Annotated in this window: 20 protein-coding genes; 15 read left to right on the top strand and 5 right to left on the bottom strand. The window is 45.0% G+C overall.

From position 1 onward, the window contains the following. Nucleotides 1-76: 76 nt before the first annotated feature. A complete protein-coding gene (locus GC096_RS28390; RefSeq protein ID WP_171634990.1) occupies nucleotides 77-1075 on the bottom strand; it encodes a LacI family DNA-binding transcriptional regulator in 999 nt (332 codons plus the stop codon). Between the two features lie 149 nt (nucleotides 1076-1224). On the opposite strand from GC096_RS28390, the gene GC096_RS28395 reads away from it, so the two are divergent. From GC096_RS28395 to GC096_RS28445, 11 genes are all read left to right on the top strand, one after another. Next, nucleotides 1225-2613, top strand: a complete 1389-nt coding sequence (locus GC096_RS28395) for an FAD-dependent oxidoreductase (RefSeq protein ID WP_171634992.1) — start codon at nucleotides 1225-1227, stop codon at nucleotides 2611-2613. A gap of 3 nt (nucleotides 2614-2616) precedes the next feature. Then, complete coding sequence (locus tag GC096_RS28400; protein WP_171634994.1) at nucleotides 2617-3828, top strand: glycerate kinase; 1212 nt, start codon at nucleotides 2617-2619, stop codon at nucleotides 3826-3828. Further along, a complete protein-coding gene (locus GC096_RS28405) occupies nucleotides 3825-4787 on the top strand; it encodes a D-2-hydroxyacid dehydrogenase (RefSeq protein ID WP_171634996.1) in 963 nt (320 codons plus the stop codon). The genes GC096_RS28400 and GC096_RS28405 overlap by 4 nt, the downstream gene beginning before the upstream one ends. 271 nt (nucleotides 4788-5058) lie before the next feature. Continuing rightward, entirely contained in the window at nucleotides 5059-6516 is a 1458-nt protein-coding gene (locus tag GC096_RS28410; RefSeq protein WP_171634998.1) for a sulfatase-like hydrolase/transferase, read from the top strand. 88 nt (nucleotides 6517-6604) lie between these two features. After that, complete coding sequence (locus tag GC096_RS28415) at nucleotides 6605-7390, top strand: MgtC/SapB family protein (protein WP_171634999.1); 786 nt, start codon at nucleotides 6605-6607, stop codon at nucleotides 7388-7390. Nucleotides 7391-7573: 183 nt separating this feature from the next. After that, the gene (locus tag GC096_RS39170) at nucleotides 7574-9334 is read left to right on the top strand and encodes a sensor histidine kinase (protein ID WP_171635001.1); all 1761 of its coding nucleotides are present in this window, start codon (nucleotides 7574-7576) and stop codon (nucleotides 9332-9334) included. A gap of 5 nt (nucleotides 9335-9339) precedes the next feature. Next, complete coding sequence (locus GC096_RS28425) at nucleotides 9340-10080, top strand: response regulator transcription factor (protein ID WP_171635003.1); 741 nt, start codon at nucleotides 9340-9342, stop codon at nucleotides 10078-10080. 141 nt (nucleotides 10081-10221) lie between these two features. Further along, on the top strand, nucleotides 10222-11550 hold the full coding sequence (locus GC096_RS28430) for an ABC transporter substrate-binding protein (RefSeq protein WP_171635004.1): 1329 nt from the start codon (nucleotides 10222-10224) through the stop codon (nucleotides 11548-11550). A 74-nt stretch (nucleotides 11551-11624) separates the two neighbouring features. Then, on the top strand, nucleotides 11625-12578 hold the full coding sequence (locus GC096_RS28435) for a carbohydrate ABC transporter permease (protein WP_171635006.1): 954 nt from the start codon (nucleotides 11625-11627) through the stop codon (nucleotides 12576-12578). Continuing rightward, nucleotides 12568-13410 (top strand): carbohydrate ABC transporter permease, encoded by an 843-nt coding sequence (locus tag GC096_RS28440; protein ID WP_171635007.1) that lies wholly within the window; start codon nucleotides 12568-12570, stop codon nucleotides 13408-13410. Before GC096_RS28435 ends, GC096_RS28440 begins: the two co-directional genes overlap by 11 nt. 129 nt (nucleotides 13411-13539) lie before the next feature. Continuing rightward, entirely contained in the window at nucleotides 13540-13914 is a 375-nt protein-coding gene (locus GC096_RS28445; RefSeq protein ID WP_171635009.1) for a hypothetical protein, read from the top strand. A gap of 305 nt (nucleotides 13915-14219) precedes the next feature. Here GC096_RS28445 and GC096_RS28450 read toward each other — a convergent pair whose 3' ends face one another. From GC096_RS28450 to GC096_RS28460, 3 genes are all read right to left on the bottom strand, one after another. Beyond that, nucleotides 14220-15026, bottom strand: coding sequence for a 3'-5' exonuclease (locus GC096_RS28450; protein ID WP_171635011.1), 807 nt, complete (start codon nucleotides 15024-15026; stop codon nucleotides 14220-14222). A 46-nt stretch (nucleotides 15027-15072) separates the two neighbouring features. After that, nucleotides 15073-16224, bottom strand: coding sequence for an MFS transporter (locus tag GC096_RS28455; RefSeq protein WP_171635013.1), 1152 nt, complete (start codon nucleotides 16222-16224; stop codon nucleotides 15073-15075). 88 nt (nucleotides 16225-16312) lie between these two features. Further along, nucleotides 16313-17110 (bottom strand): helix-turn-helix domain-containing protein, encoded by a 798-nt coding sequence (locus GC096_RS28460; RefSeq protein WP_171635015.1) that lies wholly within the window; start codon nucleotides 17108-17110, stop codon nucleotides 16313-16315. A 129-nt stretch (nucleotides 17111-17239) separates the two neighbouring features. On the opposite strand from GC096_RS28460, the gene GC096_RS28465 reads away from it, so the two are divergent. The 3 genes from GC096_RS28465 to GC096_RS28475 all read left to right on the top strand — a co-directional run bounded on the left by GC096_RS28465 (nucleotide 17240) and on the right by GC096_RS28475 (nucleotide 20048). Continuing rightward, nucleotides 17240-18079 (top strand): phytanoyl-CoA dioxygenase family protein, encoded by an 840-nt coding sequence (locus GC096_RS28465; protein ID WP_171635017.1) that lies wholly within the window; start codon nucleotides 17240-17242, stop codon nucleotides 18077-18079. A 136-nt stretch (nucleotides 18080-18215) separates the two neighbouring features. Then, a complete protein-coding gene (locus GC096_RS28470; RefSeq protein ID WP_171635018.1) occupies nucleotides 18216-19055 on the top strand; it encodes a glycosyltransferase family 2 protein in 840 nt (279 codons plus the stop codon). Nucleotides 19056-19088: 33 nt separating this feature from the next. Next, nucleotides 19089-20048 carry a glycosyltransferase family 4 protein gene (locus GC096_RS28475; RefSeq protein ID WP_171635020.1) on the top strand — a complete coding sequence of 320 codons (960 nt, stop codon included), beginning with the start codon at nucleotides 19089-19091 and terminating at the stop codon, nucleotides 20046-20048. Between the two features lie 58 nt (nucleotides 20049-20106). On the opposite strand, the gene GC096_RS28480 is transcribed toward GC096_RS28475, so the two are convergent. Continuing rightward, complete coding sequence (locus tag GC096_RS28480; protein ID WP_171635022.1) at nucleotides 20107-21204, bottom strand: tetratricopeptide repeat-containing glycosyltransferase family 2 protein; 1098 nt, start codon at nucleotides 21202-21204, stop codon at nucleotides 20107-20109. A 152-nt stretch (nucleotides 21205-21356) separates the two neighbouring features. On the opposite strand from GC096_RS28480, the gene GC096_RS28485 reads away from it, so the two are divergent. Continuing rightward, entirely contained in the window at nucleotides 21357-22055 is a 699-nt protein-coding gene (locus GC096_RS28485; protein WP_171635023.1) for a class I SAM-dependent methyltransferase, read from the top strand. Nucleotides 22056-22256 lie beyond the last annotated feature (201 nt).

Consider the following 22256-nt stretch of genomic DNA (forward strand, 5'->3'; position numbering starts at 1 on the left):
ATGGCAAAAAGGAACCTAGCAGAAGCAGGTTCCTATTCGCAGCTAAGTAGATTATTTTTCATAGTTGATGCGCAGTTCAAGTGCGCGGCAAGCACGACTCTCGCTCCACTAACTTTGTTGCAACAAGAAGTTGGGCTGGCAGCGCCATTGTACGTTCGATTCGATCGATTGCCAACTGGAGCGCCAACTTGCCAAGTGATTTCATATCTTGCTTGATGACGGTAAGTGATGGTGTTTCGAACGGTGCAGAGGAGAAATCGTCGAATACCATGACCGACAGATCGTGAGGTACCCTTATATTGGCAGCGCGTGCTTGTCTCAAGATGTTTAGCCCAACAATCGGCGAAACAGCGAAAACCGCGCTTCCAGATAAATCTTCGATACTTCCGCTTTCATGCAATTCGGATAGGGAAGAAGATGTATGAATGTGTAACTTGTGCGCTTCTCGAAATGACACCGACAGGAACCCGTGGGCGCGTTCCTCCTCCCATGGTGTGGGAGCATCGGGTAATAGGACCGTTACCTTCTCATGTCCAAGCCCTTGGAGATGTTCGGCTGCCAAGCGGCCGCCACCCCAATTGTCAGTTGCTACAACCAGCATATCCTGAGGATTAACGTCGGTAACTTTACGCTTACCAATAAAAACGATTGGAAGATTAAGCTTGGTAAGATCGGCAAAGCCATCCAACTGTGGAACAGTGGAGATAACAATAAGACCATCCACATTGGCGAGAAGTACTTTTTTCGCAACATCTGCGTAGTCTTGATCAGAGAATCCGAACAGAACAACATTGTAGTCGAAACGCATAGCATTGACGCTAATTCCCATAACCGTATCACTGAATAAATTCTCTACACTTTCCTCCAGTGGGTTAAAAAAAACAACACCTATCAGTCGGCTTCGAGATTTGCTAAGACCTACAGCCATTCGATTCGGTACGTATCCCAGCTGCTCCGCAATTTGAAGAACGAGCTGTTTGGTCTTGACGGCTACTCTTGGATCGTCCGAGAGTGCTAAAGAAACGGTTGATTTTGACACTTTAGCAAGCTTAGCAATATCTGTAATCGTCGGCATGCAACTCTCCTGTATACATCTTTTTAAAAAGCTTAAACCAATTGCTTAAAAAATACAATTTATTAATACGCTAAGCATTGACAACGTATTGTTAATTATATTAAATTTAATTTAAACCGGTTGAATTTTTGTTTAAATAGGAGGTCTATATGACAACGTACACATTTCAAAGGAGCATTCCTGTATTAGAAGATTGTTATGATCTCATTGTTGCCGGAGGCGGTCCTGCTGGAGCGGCAGCTGCCATCTGCGCAGCCAGGCTTGGGGCAAAAGTACTGCTGGTGGAAGGCACGGGATGTCTGGGAGGGATGGGGACATCAGGTCTAGTGACAGCATTCGACCCCATGGCGAACGGTGAGCGGAGGCTTGTCGGTGGCTTGATGAACGAAATCGTCGAGACGTTGTATGCGCGTCAGTTACTGCGTCCAGACATCGACCCTGATGCTTGGCGCAAGTCGTATCATAAATGGACAGCTTTCCAGGTTGAGGGTTACAAGCTTGTTCTCGATGAATTATGTGTAGATGCAGGTGTCGAGCTGTGCTTCTTCACTAAAGTCGTCGATGCAGATGCAGACGTTATTAAAGGAACCGTGAACGGTGTTGTTCTGCATAACATCGAAGGATTTACCTATGTGAAGGCAAAAACATTCGTCGATGCAACAGGCGATGCTATTCTCTCTCATCTGTGCGGCGTGGAGTGCCGGGAGGCGGGGCGTGATACGCCCGGAATTATGCCTGCGACACTGGCATCGCTTTTTACCGGGATTAATTGGGATCAGACAAAGGGCCGCTCCTATGAAATCCAGCAGGAAATGCTGGAAAAAGCGCTTGCCGACGGTCATTTCTCACAACCAGATCGGCACTTGCCGGGTATGGCCAAAGTTAATCATACGGTTGGTTATTTAAATGGTGGTCATTTATTCAATTTAAACGCCCTTCGCTGCAAAGATTTAACTGAAGGTATCATCTTCGGTCGGAAGTTGGCGAGGGAGTACATGGATTTTTACCGAAAATATGTACCTGGATTTGAAAACATCGAGCACGTAACGACTGCATCTCTGCTTGGAATACGCGAATCACGCCGAATTGTTGGCGAATACGAATTGAATGTGCATGACTATTTTGCCCGAAGACAATTCCCGGATCAGATCGGTATGTTCAACAAATCCATAGATATTCATCCTTATAACAACTCAGAAGAGGAATATAATCGATACTATGAAGAGTTTGAAAAAATGGGGCGTCTAGGCGTCGGGGAGTGCTTCGGAATTCCATATGGCATCCTTGTGCCAAAGGGTTGGCGCAACTTATGGGTAGCAGGCCGCTGCGTTTCCAGCGATGTGCAAGTGCATGGTTCGATACGGGTGCAACCTGCTGCCTCAATGATGGGGCAAGCGGCAGGAACGGCTGCGGTACAAGCAATTAAAACAGGTCAAGCCGCTTGCGAGCTAAATACAGAGACACTAATCTGTACGCTGAGAGATAATGACGCCTATTTGCCGCAGGAAGAATTAAGTTATGACATGACGAGGGTGTAATCCATGAACATTGTGATTGCACCGGACTCCTTTAAGGGAAGTCTGACTTCGTTCGAGGTATGCCGTATTATGCAGCAGTCAATCGAAGGAGAAATGGAAGGTGTTACCATTGTAAACGTACCGATGGCGGACGGTGGCGAAGGAACGGTAGACGCCATTGTTGCCGCTGCCGGTGGGCGACTGATTCAAGTAAATGTATCTGGTCCGCTAGGCAATAGAATAGAAGCGATGATAGGAGTTGTCCCACAAGGAGACGAGGTTGTGGCTGTTCTAGAAACGGCTGCTATGTGCGGGTTGACCTTGATCCCTGTCACAGATCGCAACCCGCTCCTGACGACAACCCGCGGCTTGGGGGAAGCTGTGCTGGCGGCGTTAGATCTGGGCTACCGCCGCTTCGTCATCGGCCTTGGCGGCAGTGCGACGAACGACGGCGGGATGGGGATGCTAACTGCTTTAGGGGGAGCATTTTATGATTCTGATGGGCAGCGGCTGGAGGGTTTCGGGCGTGACTTGCCGCGAGTTGTCTCGGTTGATTTTACTGGGCTTGACGCCAGATTGGCAGACTGCGATATCACGATCGCAAGTGATGTTACCAATCCCTTGCTAGGGCCGCATGGCGCTTCGCACGTATTCGGACCGCAGAAGGGAGCCACGCCTGAGCAGGTGTCGCAGCTCGACAGCAGCCTGCGAAGCTATGCACAGATCGTAGAAGCCTCACTGCGGTACAGAGGAAGCGGAGAGCAAGATGCACCTTCGGCTTCAAACGCCCCTGGAGCAGGCGCAGCAGGCGGTCTCGGTTTCGCGCTGATTATGCTCGGCGGCAGACTGTGCTCCGGCGCGAGGGTGATCGGGCAGCTCGCCGGACTCCCGGCCAAGATTGCAGCAGCCGACTGGGTGCTGACGGGCGAGGGGCAAAGTGATGGACAGACACTACTGGGCAAGCTGCCTATGTATGTGTCGCAGCAAGCTGCGGCGGCAGGGAAGCCGGTTGTGCTTATTTCGGGCAGCCTGGGGCCGGGGAGCGAGGCTCTCCACGAGCATTTTACGGGCTGTTTTGCGACGCTGCAAGCACCGGCAAGTCTGGAAGTATGCATACGCGATGCGACGCGGAATTTAAGCTGCGTCACACGGAGTGTCATGAGGCTCATCCGTCGCACCAAACCTATTCCCTCCGTTACAACCAATGACCTTTACAAAGGAGGCCAATTTCTATGAAGCGCATCATTGTCTTAGATGGTTACACCCTGAATCCCGGCGATCTCTCCTGGGCAGCATTACATCAATTAGGGAATGTTACGGTATACGACCGCACGGCTCCTGAAGACATTGTAGAACGCATAGAGGAAGCCGACATCGTGCTTACGAACAAAACACTGATCAGCGCGGATACAATCCGCAAGCTGGATAATCTGGCTTATATCGGCGTGCTCGCAACTGGCTACAACATCGTCGACACAACGGCTGCCCGCGAGCGGGGCATTCATGTGACCAATGTGCCAACATATGGCACCCCCTCGGTGGCACAATACGTTTTCGCACTTCTGCTGGAGATGTGCCACCGAGTTCAGGTGCACAGCGATGCAGTCCACTCCGGGGATTGGGTGTCCAGTCCTGACTTTTGCTTCGTTCGGCATCCGCTCATGGAACTGTCGGGTAAAACGCTAGGTCTCATTGGCGTCGGACGTATCGGTCAGCAGACAGCCCGAATTGCGATGGCGTTCGGCATGAACGTCATCGCTGTGGGCAGTGGTAAAAAGCAACCAGATCCTATGGATGGCGTCCAATGGGTGGATATGTCCACGTTGTTTACAGAAGCGGACGTCATTAGCTTGCACTGTCCACTGACACCTCAGACCGACGGACTCATCCGGAGAGAGTGGCTGCAGTATATGAAGCGGACGGCGCTGCTCATCAACACGTCGCGTGGCGGCCTCATTCAGGAAGCAGATTTGGCCGATGCGCTCAATGAAGGTCTCATTGCGGGCGCCGCACTGGATGTATTGGCCGTTGAGCCGCCGAAATCTGACAATCCGCTGTTGCAGGCTAGAAATTGTATCATTACCCCGCACATCGCGTGGGCCACCAGAGAAGCGCGAGCAAGGCTCATAGAAACGGCTGTGGACAATGTACGTAGCTTTTTAAACGGAAATGTCAGAAATGACGTCAGTAAGTAACCAAAAACTATTGAGGTACTTTTACTATATTGAGATTTGAACTTAAAGACGACGGTTGTACGTCCACAGTGTATAGGGAGCAATAAACATCTTGCGATTTTGAACCAATTATGGAAATCGTGTCATTACAGCGGAGTAGTTGAAAGCTATATAATTGACTTGTAAGCGCTTAATACAAATCGAGAGGGGTAAAGCAGCATTGCGCTGGGTATCGATGAGATAAGTTGGATCAACCATCACGGATTTTTAATTGAGAAAGGAGACATCACATATGAAACCACGGCCGAACATTCTGCTAATAACAACAGACCAGCAACGCGCCGATTGTCTAGGTATTGCCCAATCCTCTCATCCGGTTATGACCCCTCATCTGGATCAGTTGGCCAATGAGGGTATCCAGTTCAGCCGGACTTATGTGGATTGTCCACTATGTATACCATCGAGAACGACGATCATGACAGGCAGGTCGGCATACAGCCATGGAGTGGCCTCTAATGGTCACCACCGTATTCCCGAGAGACCTGAGGATACGTTGCCCGGGAGATTGCTGGCGTCAGGATATCAGACCCATGCAGCGGGTAAAATGCAATTTACCCCTCCACGTAACCGTAATGGCTTTGAACGGATGCGGTTAGTGCCTGAAGATTATGTTAACTTCCTGGAAACTACGGAATTTCGAGGTACGTACCGAGGGCATGGCATAGGTGGAAACGAGGTATACCCCGTATTCAACTCGGTACCCATCCCGTATACGTCCACACATTGGACCGTTGAAGAATCTATTGACTTCCTGCGGCAGCGGGACGAGGATACCCCTTTCTTTATGTGGACCAGCTTTGAAGATCCGCATCCACCCTTTGATCCTGCGGAGTCCTTCGTTCGTCTTTATGACGGCATCCCCATTTCGGTGCCTGTTCAATCCGACTGGAGTGAAGGGGAAGCATCCCCTGAATGGGTTCGGGCAAGGAAAAGAAGCCATAAGTTGGACGTGCTTCCGCCACACATTATTAGCATGGCAAGAAAGCATTACTATGCCCAGATTACGCATATTGACTATGAATTGGGACGCCTGTTCGGTGAAATGAAAGGCCAGAACCTTTGGGATAATACTCTTGTTATTTTCACCTCGGATCATGGAGAGATGCTTGGGGATCATGGGTTGTTTCACAAAACCTGTTTCTATGAACCATCAACGCGGGTACCTTTTTTGCTTAAGCCACCTAAAGGTTATGGTGGTCAGTTAAGCCCATCGGAAGTAGTTGATACTCCGATAACGCTTGCAGATTTATATCCGACGGTGCTTGAGTATGCAGGCTGCCTGAAGGATGAGGATCGAAATCGTGATGGCCGTTCCTTGTTGGATATAGAAAGCATTCGTACGGAGCGTAATTGGATATTCGGTTACATGAATGATCGAGACGGATTGTACATGGTAGTTAATAAAGACTGGAAATATTTATATTATGTATGCGACGGACGAGAACAATTGTTCCATCTGGAAATAGATCCCTATGAGCAGCAGGATCTTTCCAGCAGCGCTGAGTATTGCAGGACTCAGCTTTTGGAAATGAGGGAAGCTCTGGCAGGACGGTTTCCTGAATTGAGGGAAGAAGGTATTGAAGGTCTATGCCAGCTAAAACGGACAGAATCGAGCTATATAGAGACGGAGCTCACTGTCGCCAATCCATTCGCCTGGAGAGGTCCTATGCGATATGGTGGACATTGGTGAATTTTGGGCCCACGTTAAGCACTTAACGTTCGTTTAAACTCGCTGTCTGCGATGCAGGAGATATTTCAACAAAATGGAGGCGGCCTGCATGGCGTTTACTACGGTAAGCGTATGGGAAATCACGCATTTGGAACTGGCCATTCGAATGATACTGGCAGTTGTGCTTGGAGGCATCATCGGAATTGAACGGGAATGGAGCAATCATGCGGCAGGCTTCCGTACTCATATTCTGGTATGCCTCGGTTCAGCTATGATCATGCTGCTGTCCATCTATGGCTTCTCGCAATTTGTTAATGAAGCCAATGTCCGCATGGATCCTGCACGTTTAGCAGCACAGGTCATCAGCGGTATTGGCTTTCTTGGAGCGGGTGCCATCCTGCGCAACGGCAATCTGATTAAAGGCTTAACAACAGCGGCCTCAGTCTGGGTTGTAGCTGCCATTGGCTTGAGCGTAGGTGCCGGCTTCTACATGGGTGCCTTGCTCTGCACATTTCTTGTATTAATCAGCTTATTTGTACTGAATAAATGGGAGAAGCATTTACTTAGAAATCGACGATACGATGAAGTGGTTATTGAAATTATCGATTTTCCCGGAGCTCTGGGCAGGGTAGCAACGATATTAGGCAAATATGAGCTACAAATTGTTAATTTACACATGATACCTCATACGGATAGGAGAGCATCGGGGACGGAAGAGGAGAATGGTTTGGAGCTAGCCGTGCAAATGCTGTTCAAACTGAAAATTCATAAGCAGGAAAAGCTTATTGCGGCTCTAATGCAAATCTCTGAAATGGATGAGGTTCTTTCACTGGAATCTCTACACCTGCCTACTTTAAAAAGACCAGTATCGGAAAAAAAGCTGTTTACCGTATAGGTTTGAGTAAGTTAAGTTCTAAAAGATGTAAATAAAGCTATCCAAACGTAGAAGAGTCTACAGTTGGATAGCTTTTCGTTCTAATTCCTATGACGCTAAAATGTCAGAACTGTCTTGTAAATTTAACAGGGACAATTTATACTTTCCTACAATACTAGCACACATTTGAAGCGGGGGAAGCTTGTGAAGATAAATAAATCGCCGTTCGTGTCCTTACGGACGAAATTTCTGGTCTTATTTTGCTTTATGATAACGCTACCATTCTTATTTAGTGGTTATTTAACCTATCAGAAGTATTCGGCCAATGTCGAGCGAGAGGCTAAAACATACTCGGATCAAATTGTAGAGCAGTTGTCGATTAATTTAGAACGCTATGTGAAGGATATCGAGCGAATCACGATTGCGATGTATTATGATACGAATTTATTGGAAATTTTGGAAAAACATAAAATCACTACAGCTAGTGGCAGTTACAAAAGCATTGAAGAGGAGGTCAAAATGAGTAAACTTATTGCTTCGATTATTATTGATCGGACGGAGTTAGAAGGTGTATTCATTTTTGCCTTGGATGGGACGTTGTTCAGCAATCTGACGGAAACGATCAATGGAAACTGGGAGCCTAATTCCTCGAATTGGATGGAGCAAGTCAAGCAGAAGGACGGTGGATTAGTCATTCTTCCTCCTGTGGAGTGGAATTACTATCGGAATAAACCGAAGGAAGCATTGTCTTTTGCACGATTGATTAAGGATCCGCTTACGAATCGCGAGCTAGGCTATGTGAAAGTTGATTTGACGAGTAAAGGCTTTGAGAAAATTTTGTCCACGGTTAAAGTGTCAACACACAGTAAATTGTATGTATTCAATGAAAGCTTGCAGCCGATTTACCCATTTACACAAGCAGGTACGCTTCCTTCCTTTGATGATATTATCGGTACTAATTCTTCAGATATCATCACATCCTTGCGTACCACGGGGTACGGTGGCCTGCAGATTATCGGTACGATTCCAAAGGAGGATCTCCTGACGGATGCGCGCAAGCTGACCAGCTTCACCTTATGGATTTCAGTCGTTTCGCTCATATTTGCTTTTGCGGCCGCACTGTTTACTTCGGATAGATTGGTTAAGCCAGTCCATCATTTACAACGCAAAATGCGGCGTGTTCAAGGTGGTGATTTTCAAGAACGAGCTACGGTTTACTCGAATGATGAGATTGGTTCCTTGACAGAAGGCTTTAACAGCATGGTTACTCAGCTAGATATCATGATTAAAGAGATGTATGAGCTCAGGTTACGGGAGAAGGACTCGGAATTGAATGCGCTTCAAAGTCAGATCAATCCACATTTTCTGTATAATACATTGGAATCCATCAATATGGTCGCGGTGAAAGAACAGAATAATGAGTTATCTCAAGTTATCACGAGTTTAGGAAAGCTGCTACGGTATACGGTGGATAAACAAGAAAGATTCGTGTATTTGAAGGATGAGTTGGCGTTTGTCCAAAACTATTTGAATATCCAAAGCTTCCGACTAGAAGATCGGCTGAGCGCAGAAATCCTTGTGGATTTCTCACACGAGTATGCGATGGTACCGAAGCTTATTCTTCAGCCTTTAGTGGAAAATGCGATCGAACACGGTCTTGGCAAGGAGCCGATTACGATACAGATTACCTCCAAAGCCGAGGGTCAGGATCTCTATGTATATGTCACAGATAACGGCAAGGGCATTAATCCAGAGCGCAGGAAACTCGTTGAGCAACGCTTAATTGAGCCAGAACGTCAACAATCAGGTTTACTATCAGATAAGAAGTCAAAAGGCTTTGCCCTGCGTAACATTCATCAACGTCTAGTGATTTTATATGGCGAGACATACGGTTTGTCCATTGCACACACGGGTCCCGAAGGCACTTCCTTTTGCATTCGTATACCATTTCAGTGGGAGGAATAGATTACATGCATATTTTGTTAGTCGAAGATGAGTTGAAAATCAGGCAAGGGCTTAAGAAAATCATTGAAGATGTCATTACCTCGAAACTTCGAATTACAGAAGCAAGTAATGGCCGTGAGGCGTTGGATTGGTTGAAAACGCAGGATCAGGTCGATTTGATCATTACGGATATTCGTATGAGTGAAATGAACGGGATCGATTTGATCAAAAGAGCGAAGGAGTCGCATCCCAATCTCCTTTTCGTTGTCATTAGTGGGTATGATGAGTTTACATATGCAAGAGAAGCTTTGCGATATGGGGTAAGTGATTATTTATTGAAGCCCATCGAACGTGTTGAGTTAGCCCAGGTTCTTCAGAAAATTAGTTTACAGCTTCATATAACCAAGCAGCCCAATTCCAAAGCTACAGTGGCTGATGTGCCTGATGATACGGATCGCTTATTGATTCGAAGAGTAAGAGAGCTCGTGAATGAATATCTCAATCAGGATATTTCCTTACAGTTTCTTGCGGAGCGCGTCTATCTCAACCCGAAATATTTGTCTAATATGTTCAAACGGGAAACGGGGCAGAATTTGTCTGATTTCGTAACAGAACGCCGTATGGAGAAGGCGAGAAAACTGTTGAAAGAAACGACACTGAAGGTCTCTGAGGTCGCGATGATGTGTGGCATTGCCAATCATAAATATTTTGCTTCACTGTTTAAGCAGCATACGGGGTGTACACCGTCCGAGTTCCGAGATCAGTAGTTGGTTTGTTCTAAGAAGCAAAAGGCCTTGCTATTTTGAACCTTTTATAGATTTTGTGTCGTTATCTTACAATTGGGCTGGGTTTATAATAAGTTTATGAAAGCGCTTCACACCATATAAATGAAAAGGGGACTAAACACAATGAAGAGAGCTCTACTCTTAACGACAACCGTTATGTTAGTTAGTAGTTTCATTGCAGGCTGCAGTTCAACGAAAGATACGGCTGCTACAGTATCCAAATCACCATCAAGCTCCACGGCAGCTACAACGAAAGCGCCAGCGAAAGACGTTAAGCTAACAATGAGCATTTGGGGAACTGAAGAGCAAAAGAAAATGTATGAGGACATGATCGCAAATTATAGGAAGACAAAGCCAAACGTAAGTGTCGAAATTATGATTATTCCATCCGCAGATTACTTACAGAAAATGTCCGTTATGTTCGCTTCCAAAACAGCGCCAGACTTGATCTGGATGCTGGAAAGAGGCATTCCACAATTTCTTGAAGCAGGGCAGATGGAAGATATTTCTGCCATCAAATCAGATGCGGCATTTGATATGAGCGATATCATTCCATCCTCATTAGAATTAGTGACTAAAAATGACAAACTGTACGGTGTGGCTTTCTCAACACCTCCGAACATGATTTATTACAACAAAAATTTATTCAAAGCGAAAAACTTAAAAACACCTACTGAACTCTACAAAGAAGGCAACTGGACTTATGATGAAATGAACAAAGCGGCGATCGCGATTACTCAACCCGATAAAGGGATCTACGGGATGAACTTGATTCGTCCAGGTGGATGGGGAAGAAGCTGGCTTGAGTCTCTACAAACGTTGGTATGGGCATACGGTTCTGACTTCTTCACCAGAGATGGCAAAAAAGTTGCTTTGAATACACCACAAGGCCAGCAAGCTCTTCAATTCTTCAGTGATTCTATGTTCAAAACGAAGGTTCATCCGAAGCCAGGTGACCAAACAGGGTTCGAATCCGGTAAAATTGGTATGCAACAAGATTTGCTAAGCTATATGGGTAAAGCTAAAGCAGTCAAGGATTTCGAATGGGATATTGCGCCAATGCCGAAAGCAGCAGGCGGTCAAGGAACAACGCTTGGTTACGCCGCTTACATGGTTCCCAAAGGAAACGCCAACACAGCCGAAGCGATTGAACTTCTTAAGTTTTTAAGTAATAAAGAAAACACGACGATCGCGTCCCAATACTTCGTGCCAAGCCGTAAAACCGTTCTGAATTCAGAAGGTTTTTTGAAGCAAGGACCTTCTCCTGAGAGTATGAAAATGGCGGTTATAGATCAAATAGCTGGTGGTCGTGTACGTCAAGGATTCGTCAACTTCCAGAAAATTGATGACAAAATGAAGCTGCACTTCGATGCGATCTATTCGCAAGCAGGGACAATTCCAGAAATCTTTAAAAAGTTGGAAACGGATGTTAATGCTATTCTAGCGGAATAATCGGATTGGATTAGAAACTGTGGCCAAGCCCTAACAGCTTGGCCATTGTCTCACAAAGGAGTGGAGCGAACACCATGGATACGTATAGAACAGCACCTACTGAGGTGCAAGCTGCAACAGTAGTTACGAAAAAGCGAAACGACTTCAGTCGAATTAAACGCAGAAATGCGATCTATGGCTATTTATTTATTGCACCGATGATGCTTGGGTTCTTAATTTTTATGGCTGGACCGATCATTAGTGCCTTTGGACTTAGTTTCACCAGTTATTCGCTCCTGCATGCTACGAAAATTGTTGGTGTAGATAATTATGTGAACGTATTAACGAATGATGAGTTGTTCTGGTCGTCCGTGGGTCATACCTTGTATTTCTCGGCAGGACTGATTCCGCTTAATCTCTCGCTCGCTTTAGGACTTGCTTTATTGTTGTCGACTAAACTTCCCGGTGTTGGCATCTTCCGAACTGCTATCTTCACGCCTGTCGTCACATCTATTATTGTTTGGGCAATTGTGTGGAAATATGTATTCGCTACAGATGCTGGATTGGTAAATCAGATACTGCATTTCTTCGGCATTACGGGTCCTGCTTGGATGTACAATACGACGCTTGTGATGCCAGTTGTTATTCTCGTCAGTGTTTTGAAAAAAGTGGGCATGAACATGGTTATCTTCCTCGCGGCCTTGCAGGATGTACCGAAAATGTACTATGAAGCTGCTACGATTGATGGTGCATCAAAATGGAAACAGTTCACGAAAATTACATTACCGATGATTTCACCTTCGTTATTCCTAACATTAATTATTACCTTAATCGGTTCACTGAAAGTATTCTCGCAGATCAGTGTTATGACCGATGGCGGTCCTGGGAGTAGTACAAGTGTGCTTGTATACTACATCTACAAGTTAGCCTTCAAAACGTATGAATTTGGTTACGCATCTGCTGTTGCGTTTATCCTCTTCTTCTTAGTACTCGTACTTACCATGGTGCAGTGGAACTTCAGAAAAAGGTGGGTGCATCATGAGCAATAAATCCATCCGATTGTTGGGTAATGCCTTAACGTATGTGTTTCTAACAATTGTCTCCGCCGTAATTTTGATGCCGTTTGTCTGGATGCTGACCACATCACTTAAGGATCAAACGAAAATATTTTCGTTTCCTCCCCAATGGATTCCGAGTCCGATTGTATGGTCCAATTATTCGCAAGTGTTTAAGGTACAGTCCTTATTTATAACGCATTATTCGAATAGTGTGTACATCGCGGTTGTAGTAACGGTAGGAACGTGTATTTTTGGAGCGTTAGCTGGATTTGCTTTTGCTAAGATTAATTTTCCATACAAAAATGTTTTCTTCCTTATTCTTCTAAGCGGAATGATGATCCCAAATGAGGTTACGATTATTCCGAACTTTATCTGGTTCTCTAAGCTAGGGCTCGTGAATAATCACTTCCCGCTAATTATCCCACCTATGCTAGGGGCAGGCGGTATCTTCGGAGTGTTCTTACTTCGGCAATTTTTTATTACGATTCCTAAGGACTTGGATGAAGCAGCTGAAATGGATGGCAGTACGCCTTGGCAGACATTCTGGCGCATCATGGTGCCAATGGCAACACCAGCATTCGCGACTTTATCGATTTTCACCTTCTTGCACAGCTGGGAGGATTTCCTCGATCCGTTAATTTACATCTCCTCGTCGAAGTTGTTTACACTACCGATTGCTTTGAAGTTATTCACCGATACAGCAGGTACAGATTGGCACTTATTAATGGCTGCATCTGTAATGGCTACCGTTCCACTCTTACTTGTATTCTTCTTCGCGCAGAAGAAATTTATTGATGGGATTGCAACAACTGGCTTGAAATAAGTTATAAATAGGGGAGGTATCCATGTGATGTGGATGCCTTTTATTTAGTTAACCTTCACTTGACAATTCATACTGTAATTATTATAATTACAGTATGAATTAACATTTCGAGTGAAGGTGGCGAGGCGTATGTTGAATGTTGCAATTGGTGATTGGGTAGTCGCAACAACAAGTGAAGATGAAATGGTTCATGGGTATGTGGGAGCGATCGCTTGGCAGCATGGTGTCGCCTTCGTTCATGTCATTGCTTCGGATCAAGATGACATTATTGGACATCAAATTGAAGTGAAACTCTCCAGTGTGAAGACACTTCCAATAAGCGGACTTGATTCAGAAGATGGCGTACGCAGCATGATTGACATTGCTCTAGGCATCAAGGATGAGATGTGGTTTATGGAGCTAACCGATACTTTACTTTCCTTACAGTCTAATGGATACAAGACGACCCAAGACAATGTGATCACCGGTTTCTATGCGAACCGTTTAGGTGTGGATCAGCTGTGATCGTTGGAGAAAGCTCAATATGTAAATGAAAGGAGCTAAGCTGCTATTTGCGCTTAGCTCCTTATTTGTGACCATGAAAATGAACCGATGAAGGGGAACGTAGGTGTGCTATTTTACGGAAATCGGTCGATATGGGATCCAAGGGGAACGTAGATGCACTATCTAGCTAATTTTTGAGATTAATAATGCTTTTCGGAGAAATAAGGCACTGTAGTTCCCCTTCGATGACAATTTAACCGATTTTTTCACAAATAGTGAACCCTCATTCCCTCCCAGTAGGGATGGGTTTGAGACAACACAGTGCACTACTGCGAAGCTGTGTTCTCCTTAGCGGCCGTATTGACCGCGGACTTCGCGGCGGGCACACCTTTCGCAACTTCGGCTGCGAATAGCGTCTGCATTTCGTCGACTTTTTTAGCGTCGGCTGCTTCTATTTTATCCGCGAAGTATTTCTCCACGAAAAGCTCCCAGGTCGGAACGACCTTTTGCATGTGGATGGTTTTTACGGCTGTTTTGATCAGCCTACGTTCCTTGGCATTCGTGTACATGTCCACGTACTGCTGCTTACGATCGAAGTCCAGCTCGGTGAAGATCGAGCGGAATACTTCCGCTGTCATCTTCGCATCGTCTAACGCTCTGTGAGCTGTGCCCTCAGCGACGATGTTCAAATCGATCAGCGCGGCTTCGACGCTGACGTCATTCGTTACTTTTTTGAAGCGGGTGAACCCTTTCAATAAGTCGAAATAGTGAGCTGCCATCCAATACGTATCATCTAATTTGTGCATCCGCGTGTCAAACACGATTCGCTTGAGATCTTCGCCGCCCCAAGTGACAAGCAACAATTCTTCACTCCGTCCGAGCCAAGCTAAGAAGTCGGCAATCACTTTGCGGAAACCAGCCGCTTCGTCAATATCTTCTTGGGGAATCCCGGTTTTCTTCTTAATAAATGCATTCAATTTAGAGAAGTATACTGGCTTAATCAAGGCTGAGAATTCATCTACTTGCTGAAGAGAAGCATCTAAACGAACTGCGCCGATCTCAATTACTTCCATAGGTAAATCACTGGCAAACTTGCGGCCGTTAAATTCGATATCTAATATAATGTAATCCATGATGTGCCCCCGTTTCTTCCTATCCTATCATTTTAGCAGAAAAAGCTTAGGTTGCCAGCTTCTGTTTACGATAGACCGCACGCAGCACCAGACTTAACAAGAATCCAGAGAATGACAAGACCGACACCCAGATAAATAACGTGTGTACACCAAAGGTCTGATAGAACCATCCACCAAGATAAGAAGCGACGATACCCGAGACCCCGAAGAAGATGATTGCCAGCACGGTTTGTCCCGTTGCACGCCACTCCTCAGGGACGATCTGATACAAGTACTGAATCGCAGCTGAGTAAAAAATAGGGAATGTGAACGTTTGGAGAAGCTGAATCGCAACAAGTACATGTGGATCCGTTACCCAAGCGCTGATGAAGAAGCGCAAGAAGTAGAAGAAGGCAGCGAATGAGATAAGCGCTAATTCCTTGCCTTTTCGAAGCCACCAGAAGCTTATAGCGAATACTAGAATTTCACTCCCAGCTGCTAAGAAGAAGGCAATGCCAACCAAATGATTGCTGCCGCCTAATTCACGGATATAGACACCAAGAAACGTATCGTTAATCCGCTGCGGGACTGCACAAATGAAGATTAAAACCATAAACCAAATGGTTTCTTTATTACTTAGAAAATTTCGCAGACTGCGCAGTGAGATGGGTTTCCCAGTCACAGGCGCATCAGGCAGCGCGAAGCATATGATCAAGCTCAAAATACCAATGCCGCCAAAAAGGTAGGCCAAGCTATGAATACCGAAATATTGCGCCGCATAGCCTACAATTAACGACATCACAGCGTAGCCGACAGCACCGAATGTACGGATGGAACCATAACTCGTGCCAAGGCGTTCCGCGGTCTGGAAGTTAAGGCTTTCTGTCAATGGATCCAGCGGCATTAAGAAAAAGTAAAGCAGCATCGTAAATAGAAGCAGCACGATAAAGCTCTTGGAATCGTACAGCAAGTACCCGATGATGGTGGAACAGAAGAGAAGAAGTAACATGATTTTTTTGATCGTTTTCGTACGATCGCTGATCATGCCCCATAAAGGCTGTGAAAAGATGGCGATGAAACCACCAGTTCCGATGATGAGACCAATTCGTGATGTGGAAAGTCCCTGCGCGTCCAAATAGACGGGTAGAAAAGAGACGAAGAGGGCAAGTAATGCGAAATACATAAAGTTAAACGAGCGCAATAAATTGGATGAATGCATGATGACCTAACCTTCCTTGATGTACTAGCACGATGCTGTCGTGAATGTACATTTTATCACGCTCAGCTAAAGTTGCAAAAAATATTTATCAGGAGCGAAGCTGAGAGGGGTTCGTTCCTGTTACTTTTTTGAATTGGCGGCTAAAGAAATAAATGCTTCGATAACCAAGCGCCTCAGCGACTTCACTGACATTCATCCCAAGCTTAAGTAAATAGGAGGCACGTTCAATTCTCGACTGAATGAGATACGATTCAATCGTCTGACCCATGATTTCTTTGAATTTTAGGGAGAAATATCGTGGAGATAGATGAGCTTCTTTGGCTAAATCTTGAATGCTATGCTGCCGCCCGGGATCTTGCCGAATGTGAGCCGCGATATCCATCATGACTCGATTCATTGAGCGCGACGCGGGATCACCCTGAGGTTGATGGTCAGGTGCTTGACGTTCGAAAAGCAAAAGAATCAGCTTAAGCAGTGATTTCGCTTCTTCTTCATGCCCGTACGCTTCGGTATGTCGTACTTGTACGAAACGATCTAGATAGCTCTCGTGGAACTCGGCGGGATCGAAATGGACGAAAGATGGCAGAGTCATTGGGTACGAATGATCTCCTTCGGCAGAGAAATGGATATACGTAACGGTCAGAGGACGTTCGGGATTATGCTTCGCACTGGACAAGTCCCCTGGCTTAAATAGGAAACAATCGCCGCGACTCACGTGGTAACGCTTGCTATTTAAGGTGACCTCACCTTCACCATCCCATACATACCAGAAATCGAAGTCTTGAAAAGGGTCATTCTCACGGCTGCTCCATTTCCAATTCACCTCACAAATGGTCTTACCGAAATAGCGATTGAGCTCTAGCGCCTGGGATGAGAAAACTGACATGCAAGATCACTGCCCCTCTATGTAAAATAGTGCAAATTGTATGGTGCTTGAATGCATTTATTTTACTATGTCCGATTCATATAATAAAGCTATGAATCGTTAAATTATTTAAACGGAGGGGTTACCGTTATGCCTAGAACTGAACCAACCGATCAATCTCCTGAAGAAATTTCGGCAAAGCTTTACCGGTACGACCGTATTGCAGATAAAATTGAAGGTGCTACAAATTGGAATGAGAAACATCTCTCCGATTATTGGAGAAATGGCTTCGCGGCAGTCGAACATGTATTAGATGAAGAAGATATTCAGAATTCGAAAGAAGCTTTGTATGATCTTATTTTTAAAGATAACAAAGGGGCGATCATCCAATTCTCGAAGCCGAAAAGCGAATTGAAAACGGACGAAGAGAAGGAACTAGCGGTAAGGAAGGTACACGAATTCGTTAAGGTGGACGAACGCTTCCGAGGGATTGCGGAGCATCCAGCGATTCTTGCCATCGTGCAAGATATTCTAGGTGAAACACCGCTGCTTGTTCAGGATATGGCATTGCTTAAGCCTCCGCATGGTGGAGGGGAGAAGCCGTGGCATCAAGATATGGCCTATGGGAATTTGGCATACGAGAAACCTGTGGTTGGTGTGTGGATCGCACTAGATGAAGCAGCGCTTGATAATGGTTGTATGCATGTTATCCCTGGTTCGCATGCCGATGGGGCAACACCACATTATGCCATTCGTGACTGGCAACTATGTGATGCCCATGTACAAGTAGAGAGGGATGTTGCTGTGCCTTTATTACCTGGAGGCATCCTATTGTTCCACGGGTTACTCAAGCACGGTACGCCTTATAATCTGTCTACGAAGAAACGTCGCGCATTGCAGTTCCATTATGTAGGCGAATCAGCCATTAAACTTACACCAAAAGAGTATAAACGATTTTTTACCAATGAGATGAGCGGCGCTGAATGCTAGGATAAGTGAGTCCTCTTTCCGATAGTAGGAAAGGGGGCTTTTTTGCATGTTCCAACGAGCCTGCACCATATGAAAATCAAATGAATACTTATATTATGGTCATTTTATAAGGGGTGAGTTGAAAGGGGGAAACGGGATGCCTTCACTTATTTCAATAGTCATGCTGACATGGAATGGATTGAAATTTACGAAAGAATGCGTAGAAAGTATTTTGCGACATGCCGATGACAACATAAAGATTCAACTCGTGTTTGTAGACAATGGATCGACGGATGGTACTGTGGAGTACTTACAAACAATTCCTTCCTCTAAGCTCATATGTAATCAGGATAATAAAGGGTTTGCGGCTGGAAACAACCAAGGGATCGCAGAAGCTGACGGTGAATACATTTGTTTGCTGAATAACGATACCGTTGTTACCGAAGGTTGGTTGATTCGTTTACTGGGATGCCTTCAAAAAAATCCGAACATCGCCATCGTTGGGCCCCGTTCTAATAATGTCGCTTGGTCGCAGCTCGTTTACAATGTTCCTTATAAGTCCTCTGCGGAGATGGAGGTTTTTGCGGCCCATTGGTCCCTGATGCATAAAGATCAAGGCTTCTTTCCACATAAATTAATTGGGCATTGCATGCTTTTTCATAAAGATCTTATTCGCACAATAGGTGGGCTGGACGAAAGGTTTTTTCCAGGCAATTATGAAGATGACGATTTCTGTTTACGAGCCCGTGTCAGCGGTCAAATTCTGTGGGTAGCGAATGACGTTTACATTCATCACTATGGAGGAAGTACGTTCCAATCGAACAAAACGAATTATTCAGCAAGCGCCTACTCGAATGCTGAACGTTTTTCCAGAAAGTGGTCGTTGGGCATAACGGGTTTAGAGCTGGATCAATTCGGATACAATCCGTCAGAGCTTGTAGAGCGCGAGAAGCCTTTCCGAATAGAACGGCATTATATACCTATTAGTAAGAAGTAGTATCTCATTGGGTATCTTGTAGGAGGAAAAGGAATGAGGATTGCACTGATTAGTCCCGATTATCTTCCTGTCCCACCCGTCAAATACGGCGGCATAGAGCGAGTTGTTTATACGCTGGCAGAGGAGCTTGTTGAACGGGGGCATGAAGTCATACTATATGCTCCCTTTGGAAGTCAGATTCGAGGAAAGCTTATGCCTTATTTACATGAGGGACATGACATGTGGCGTATTCCTGGTTTTGTGAAGCTAACATTGCCGCCAGGGGTCGATATCATACATGACCACACGCAGCTTTCCGTTGTCGGTCAAAAGAAACTCGCGGTACCGACGGTTTGTACGATTCATAATCCATTAACCAATCCGGTTAAACATGCCGTCTATTTAAGCAAAAGACATCGGGACTTGTTCGGCACTCCTCATGATCACGTCGTTTATAACGGATTAAACCTGGATGAATTTCAATTCTCTGATCAAAAAGGAGATTATCTGCTGTTCATTGGAGCTATTATTCCTTATAAAGGCGTTCATCATGCGATTGAAGCGGCAGAGCGAGCGGGCCAAAGGTTAATTATAGCTGGACCCGTCTATGATCATGACTATTTCCATAAAGAGATTCTCTCCAAGACGATATCGAACCCCTCTATTCAATATGTTGGTGAAGTCGGAGGGCAAGCTCGACAAGATTTATTGAAGCATGCCAGATGCATGTTATTTCCGACACTGGTTGAGGAGCCATTTGGGCTCGTCATGACGGAAGCTATGGCCTGTGGAACACCTGTCTTGGCCTTGCCAAATGGGTCTGTTCCTGAGGTAATGAGCGGGTTTCCACAATTAATATGCCGCTCTGTCGAAGAGATGACGAATAAATTGATCCATGAGACACTTCCTGACCCTTATGAGCTTCGCGAATACGTACTCGAGCATTTTACAACACGTGGGATGACCGATAAATATCTTGATATTTACCGTACCATAATTGATGAAGAAAGTTGATGTGAACGATAAACAGCGGCTGTGCCTCGTATCATAAGGCGCAGCCGCTGTTTGTCGTTTATTCAGTGGATTCGGAGCTTTCCGAGATATGCAGGACGGACTCCAGATATTTTTTATTATGGCTTATACTCTTGTCTTTCGGTCTGTAACTGCGGGCAATTTCATTGTGCTTATAGGCGTTTGCGTGTTGGCCTAGATGGTCATAACAGACACAGAGTTGTAAATGTGGCAGCCATGTTGAGAATTTAGGATTAGAAAATCCCCAATTGTGAGTAGGTACGTGTAATTCTGTCGCTAATTTGTACCAAAACACAGCCGCTTCATATTGCTTGCGAGTTAGAAAATAATACCCAAGACGACAACAGAACTCAGCGCGGGGGCTGTCATATTGAAAAGATCGGAATACAGACTGTAATTCCATGTCACTGTTGCCTAGCTCATGATAACAATCGGCTAGCCTGCTGCAGGAGGAGATTTCGTCTTCGATCCAGCCATTTCCAGTCGCAAGAAATTTATTATAATAAATAATTGCTTTGCTAAACTTGTTATGATCTTTTAATTCATTTGCGTAATAATAGAGATCCCTAGGCGTGAATGGCTCCCCTCGCATTAGTCTATTCTGGAATATCTTGAGATTCCTGTCGCTCTTCGTATGGATTCTGCAATGCGTAACAGTAATGTCAGCATCCATAATATTTCCTCTGACCTCCAAATATTCGTGAATCGCTCCAATCCATTTGAACTGATTCTCTCGTTTCACCAAGCGATTGCGCTTGAATCTGGAAATCGGGTTGCCAAATTCATCAAACGCATAATTATAGAACATCGTTACCGAGTCGACGGAAGGCTCCAGTTCATCTTTTAAAGCTAAGAGTTTGTCGCAATCCTCTTCCTTCAGAATGTCATCTGCATCCAACCATAAAATGTATTCCTTGGTTGCTTGGCGGAATGCAAAGTTACGCGCAGCCGAGAAGTCATCTATCCATTTAAAATCGTAGATGCGGTCCGTGAAGGTCTGTGCAATCGATTTCGTGAGGTCGGTTGAACCGGTATCTACAATGATGATCTCATCGACCGCTTTGGCAACGGAAGCTAAACATGGCTGAAGTGTTTTCTCCTCATTTTTAACGATAAGACAAAGACTTATGGTAATCAATGTGTTCACTCACTTTCTTATATAAGGATGTAATCCAACGTGGTCATTCTAAACTATTCATAGATTTAATAAGCGGGCACGGCATATGAAGGAAGGTTATAGGGAACCAAAATTCCTTTGGCAGAATATGGTGATCAAAAAGGAGTTGTGGTATGGAACGGTTTTTTGAAAAAATAATTAAACCCATTCTTATCAAATATGAAGCCTCTCACATTGTAGAAATTGGCTTCTTCTTAACAGGTCGCACAACAATTAAACTACTTGAGTACTGTAAAATGATGAACAGCAAGCTTACACTCATTGATCCTGCACCAAGATTTAATACTTATGCTTATGAAGCAGTTTTTTCAGCGGAACTGGACATTCATAACAAGCAAAGCCTAGAGGTATTATCGGAGATCGAAACAGCTGATGTGGTTCTCGTAGACGGGGATCATAATTGGTACACCGTGTATCATGAATTAATGGCCATTGAGCAAATTGCAACAAGATCAGGTAAATTTCCAATTGTCATTCTTCATGATACGGAATGGCCATATGGAAGACGTGATTCTTACTATTCTCCAGAGACGATTCCTGACCAATACAGACAACCTCATGCCCAGAAAGGGATGAAAGCTGGCTCGAGTGAGCTAGTTGAAGGGGGTATCAATGAAACTCAGCACAATGCAATGCATGAATATGGAGAAGGAAACGGTGTTCTGACAGCTATTGAAGATTTCCTAAAGGTAACAGCCTTCACCCTCAGCTTCCATCGTTGCAGCACCAATAATGGATTAGGAATTCTTGTTCCTAGCGACAAACAAGTAGATACAGTGATGCGATATATTTTGGATACCTCAGGTTTATAAAAAGCAACGGCTGTACCCCATTAATTCGGGCGCAGCCGCTGTTTTTTTTGCCTATTAAGTGACTTGTAATCTCTCAACCATTTCTATTCCAAAATATGGATATAAGCGGGATGGTAGGCGCTAGTCCCGAACTTTCTGGCTGAATTCAATCAATATTTACAAAAAATGTTTTTTTCGTCATTTGCCCTCTCTCATTCGTCC

The organism is Paenibacillus plantarum (genome assembly GCF_013141695.1).
Lineage (GTDB): Bacteria > Bacillota > Bacilli > Paenibacillales > NBRC-103111 > Paenibacillus_E > Paenibacillus_E plantarum.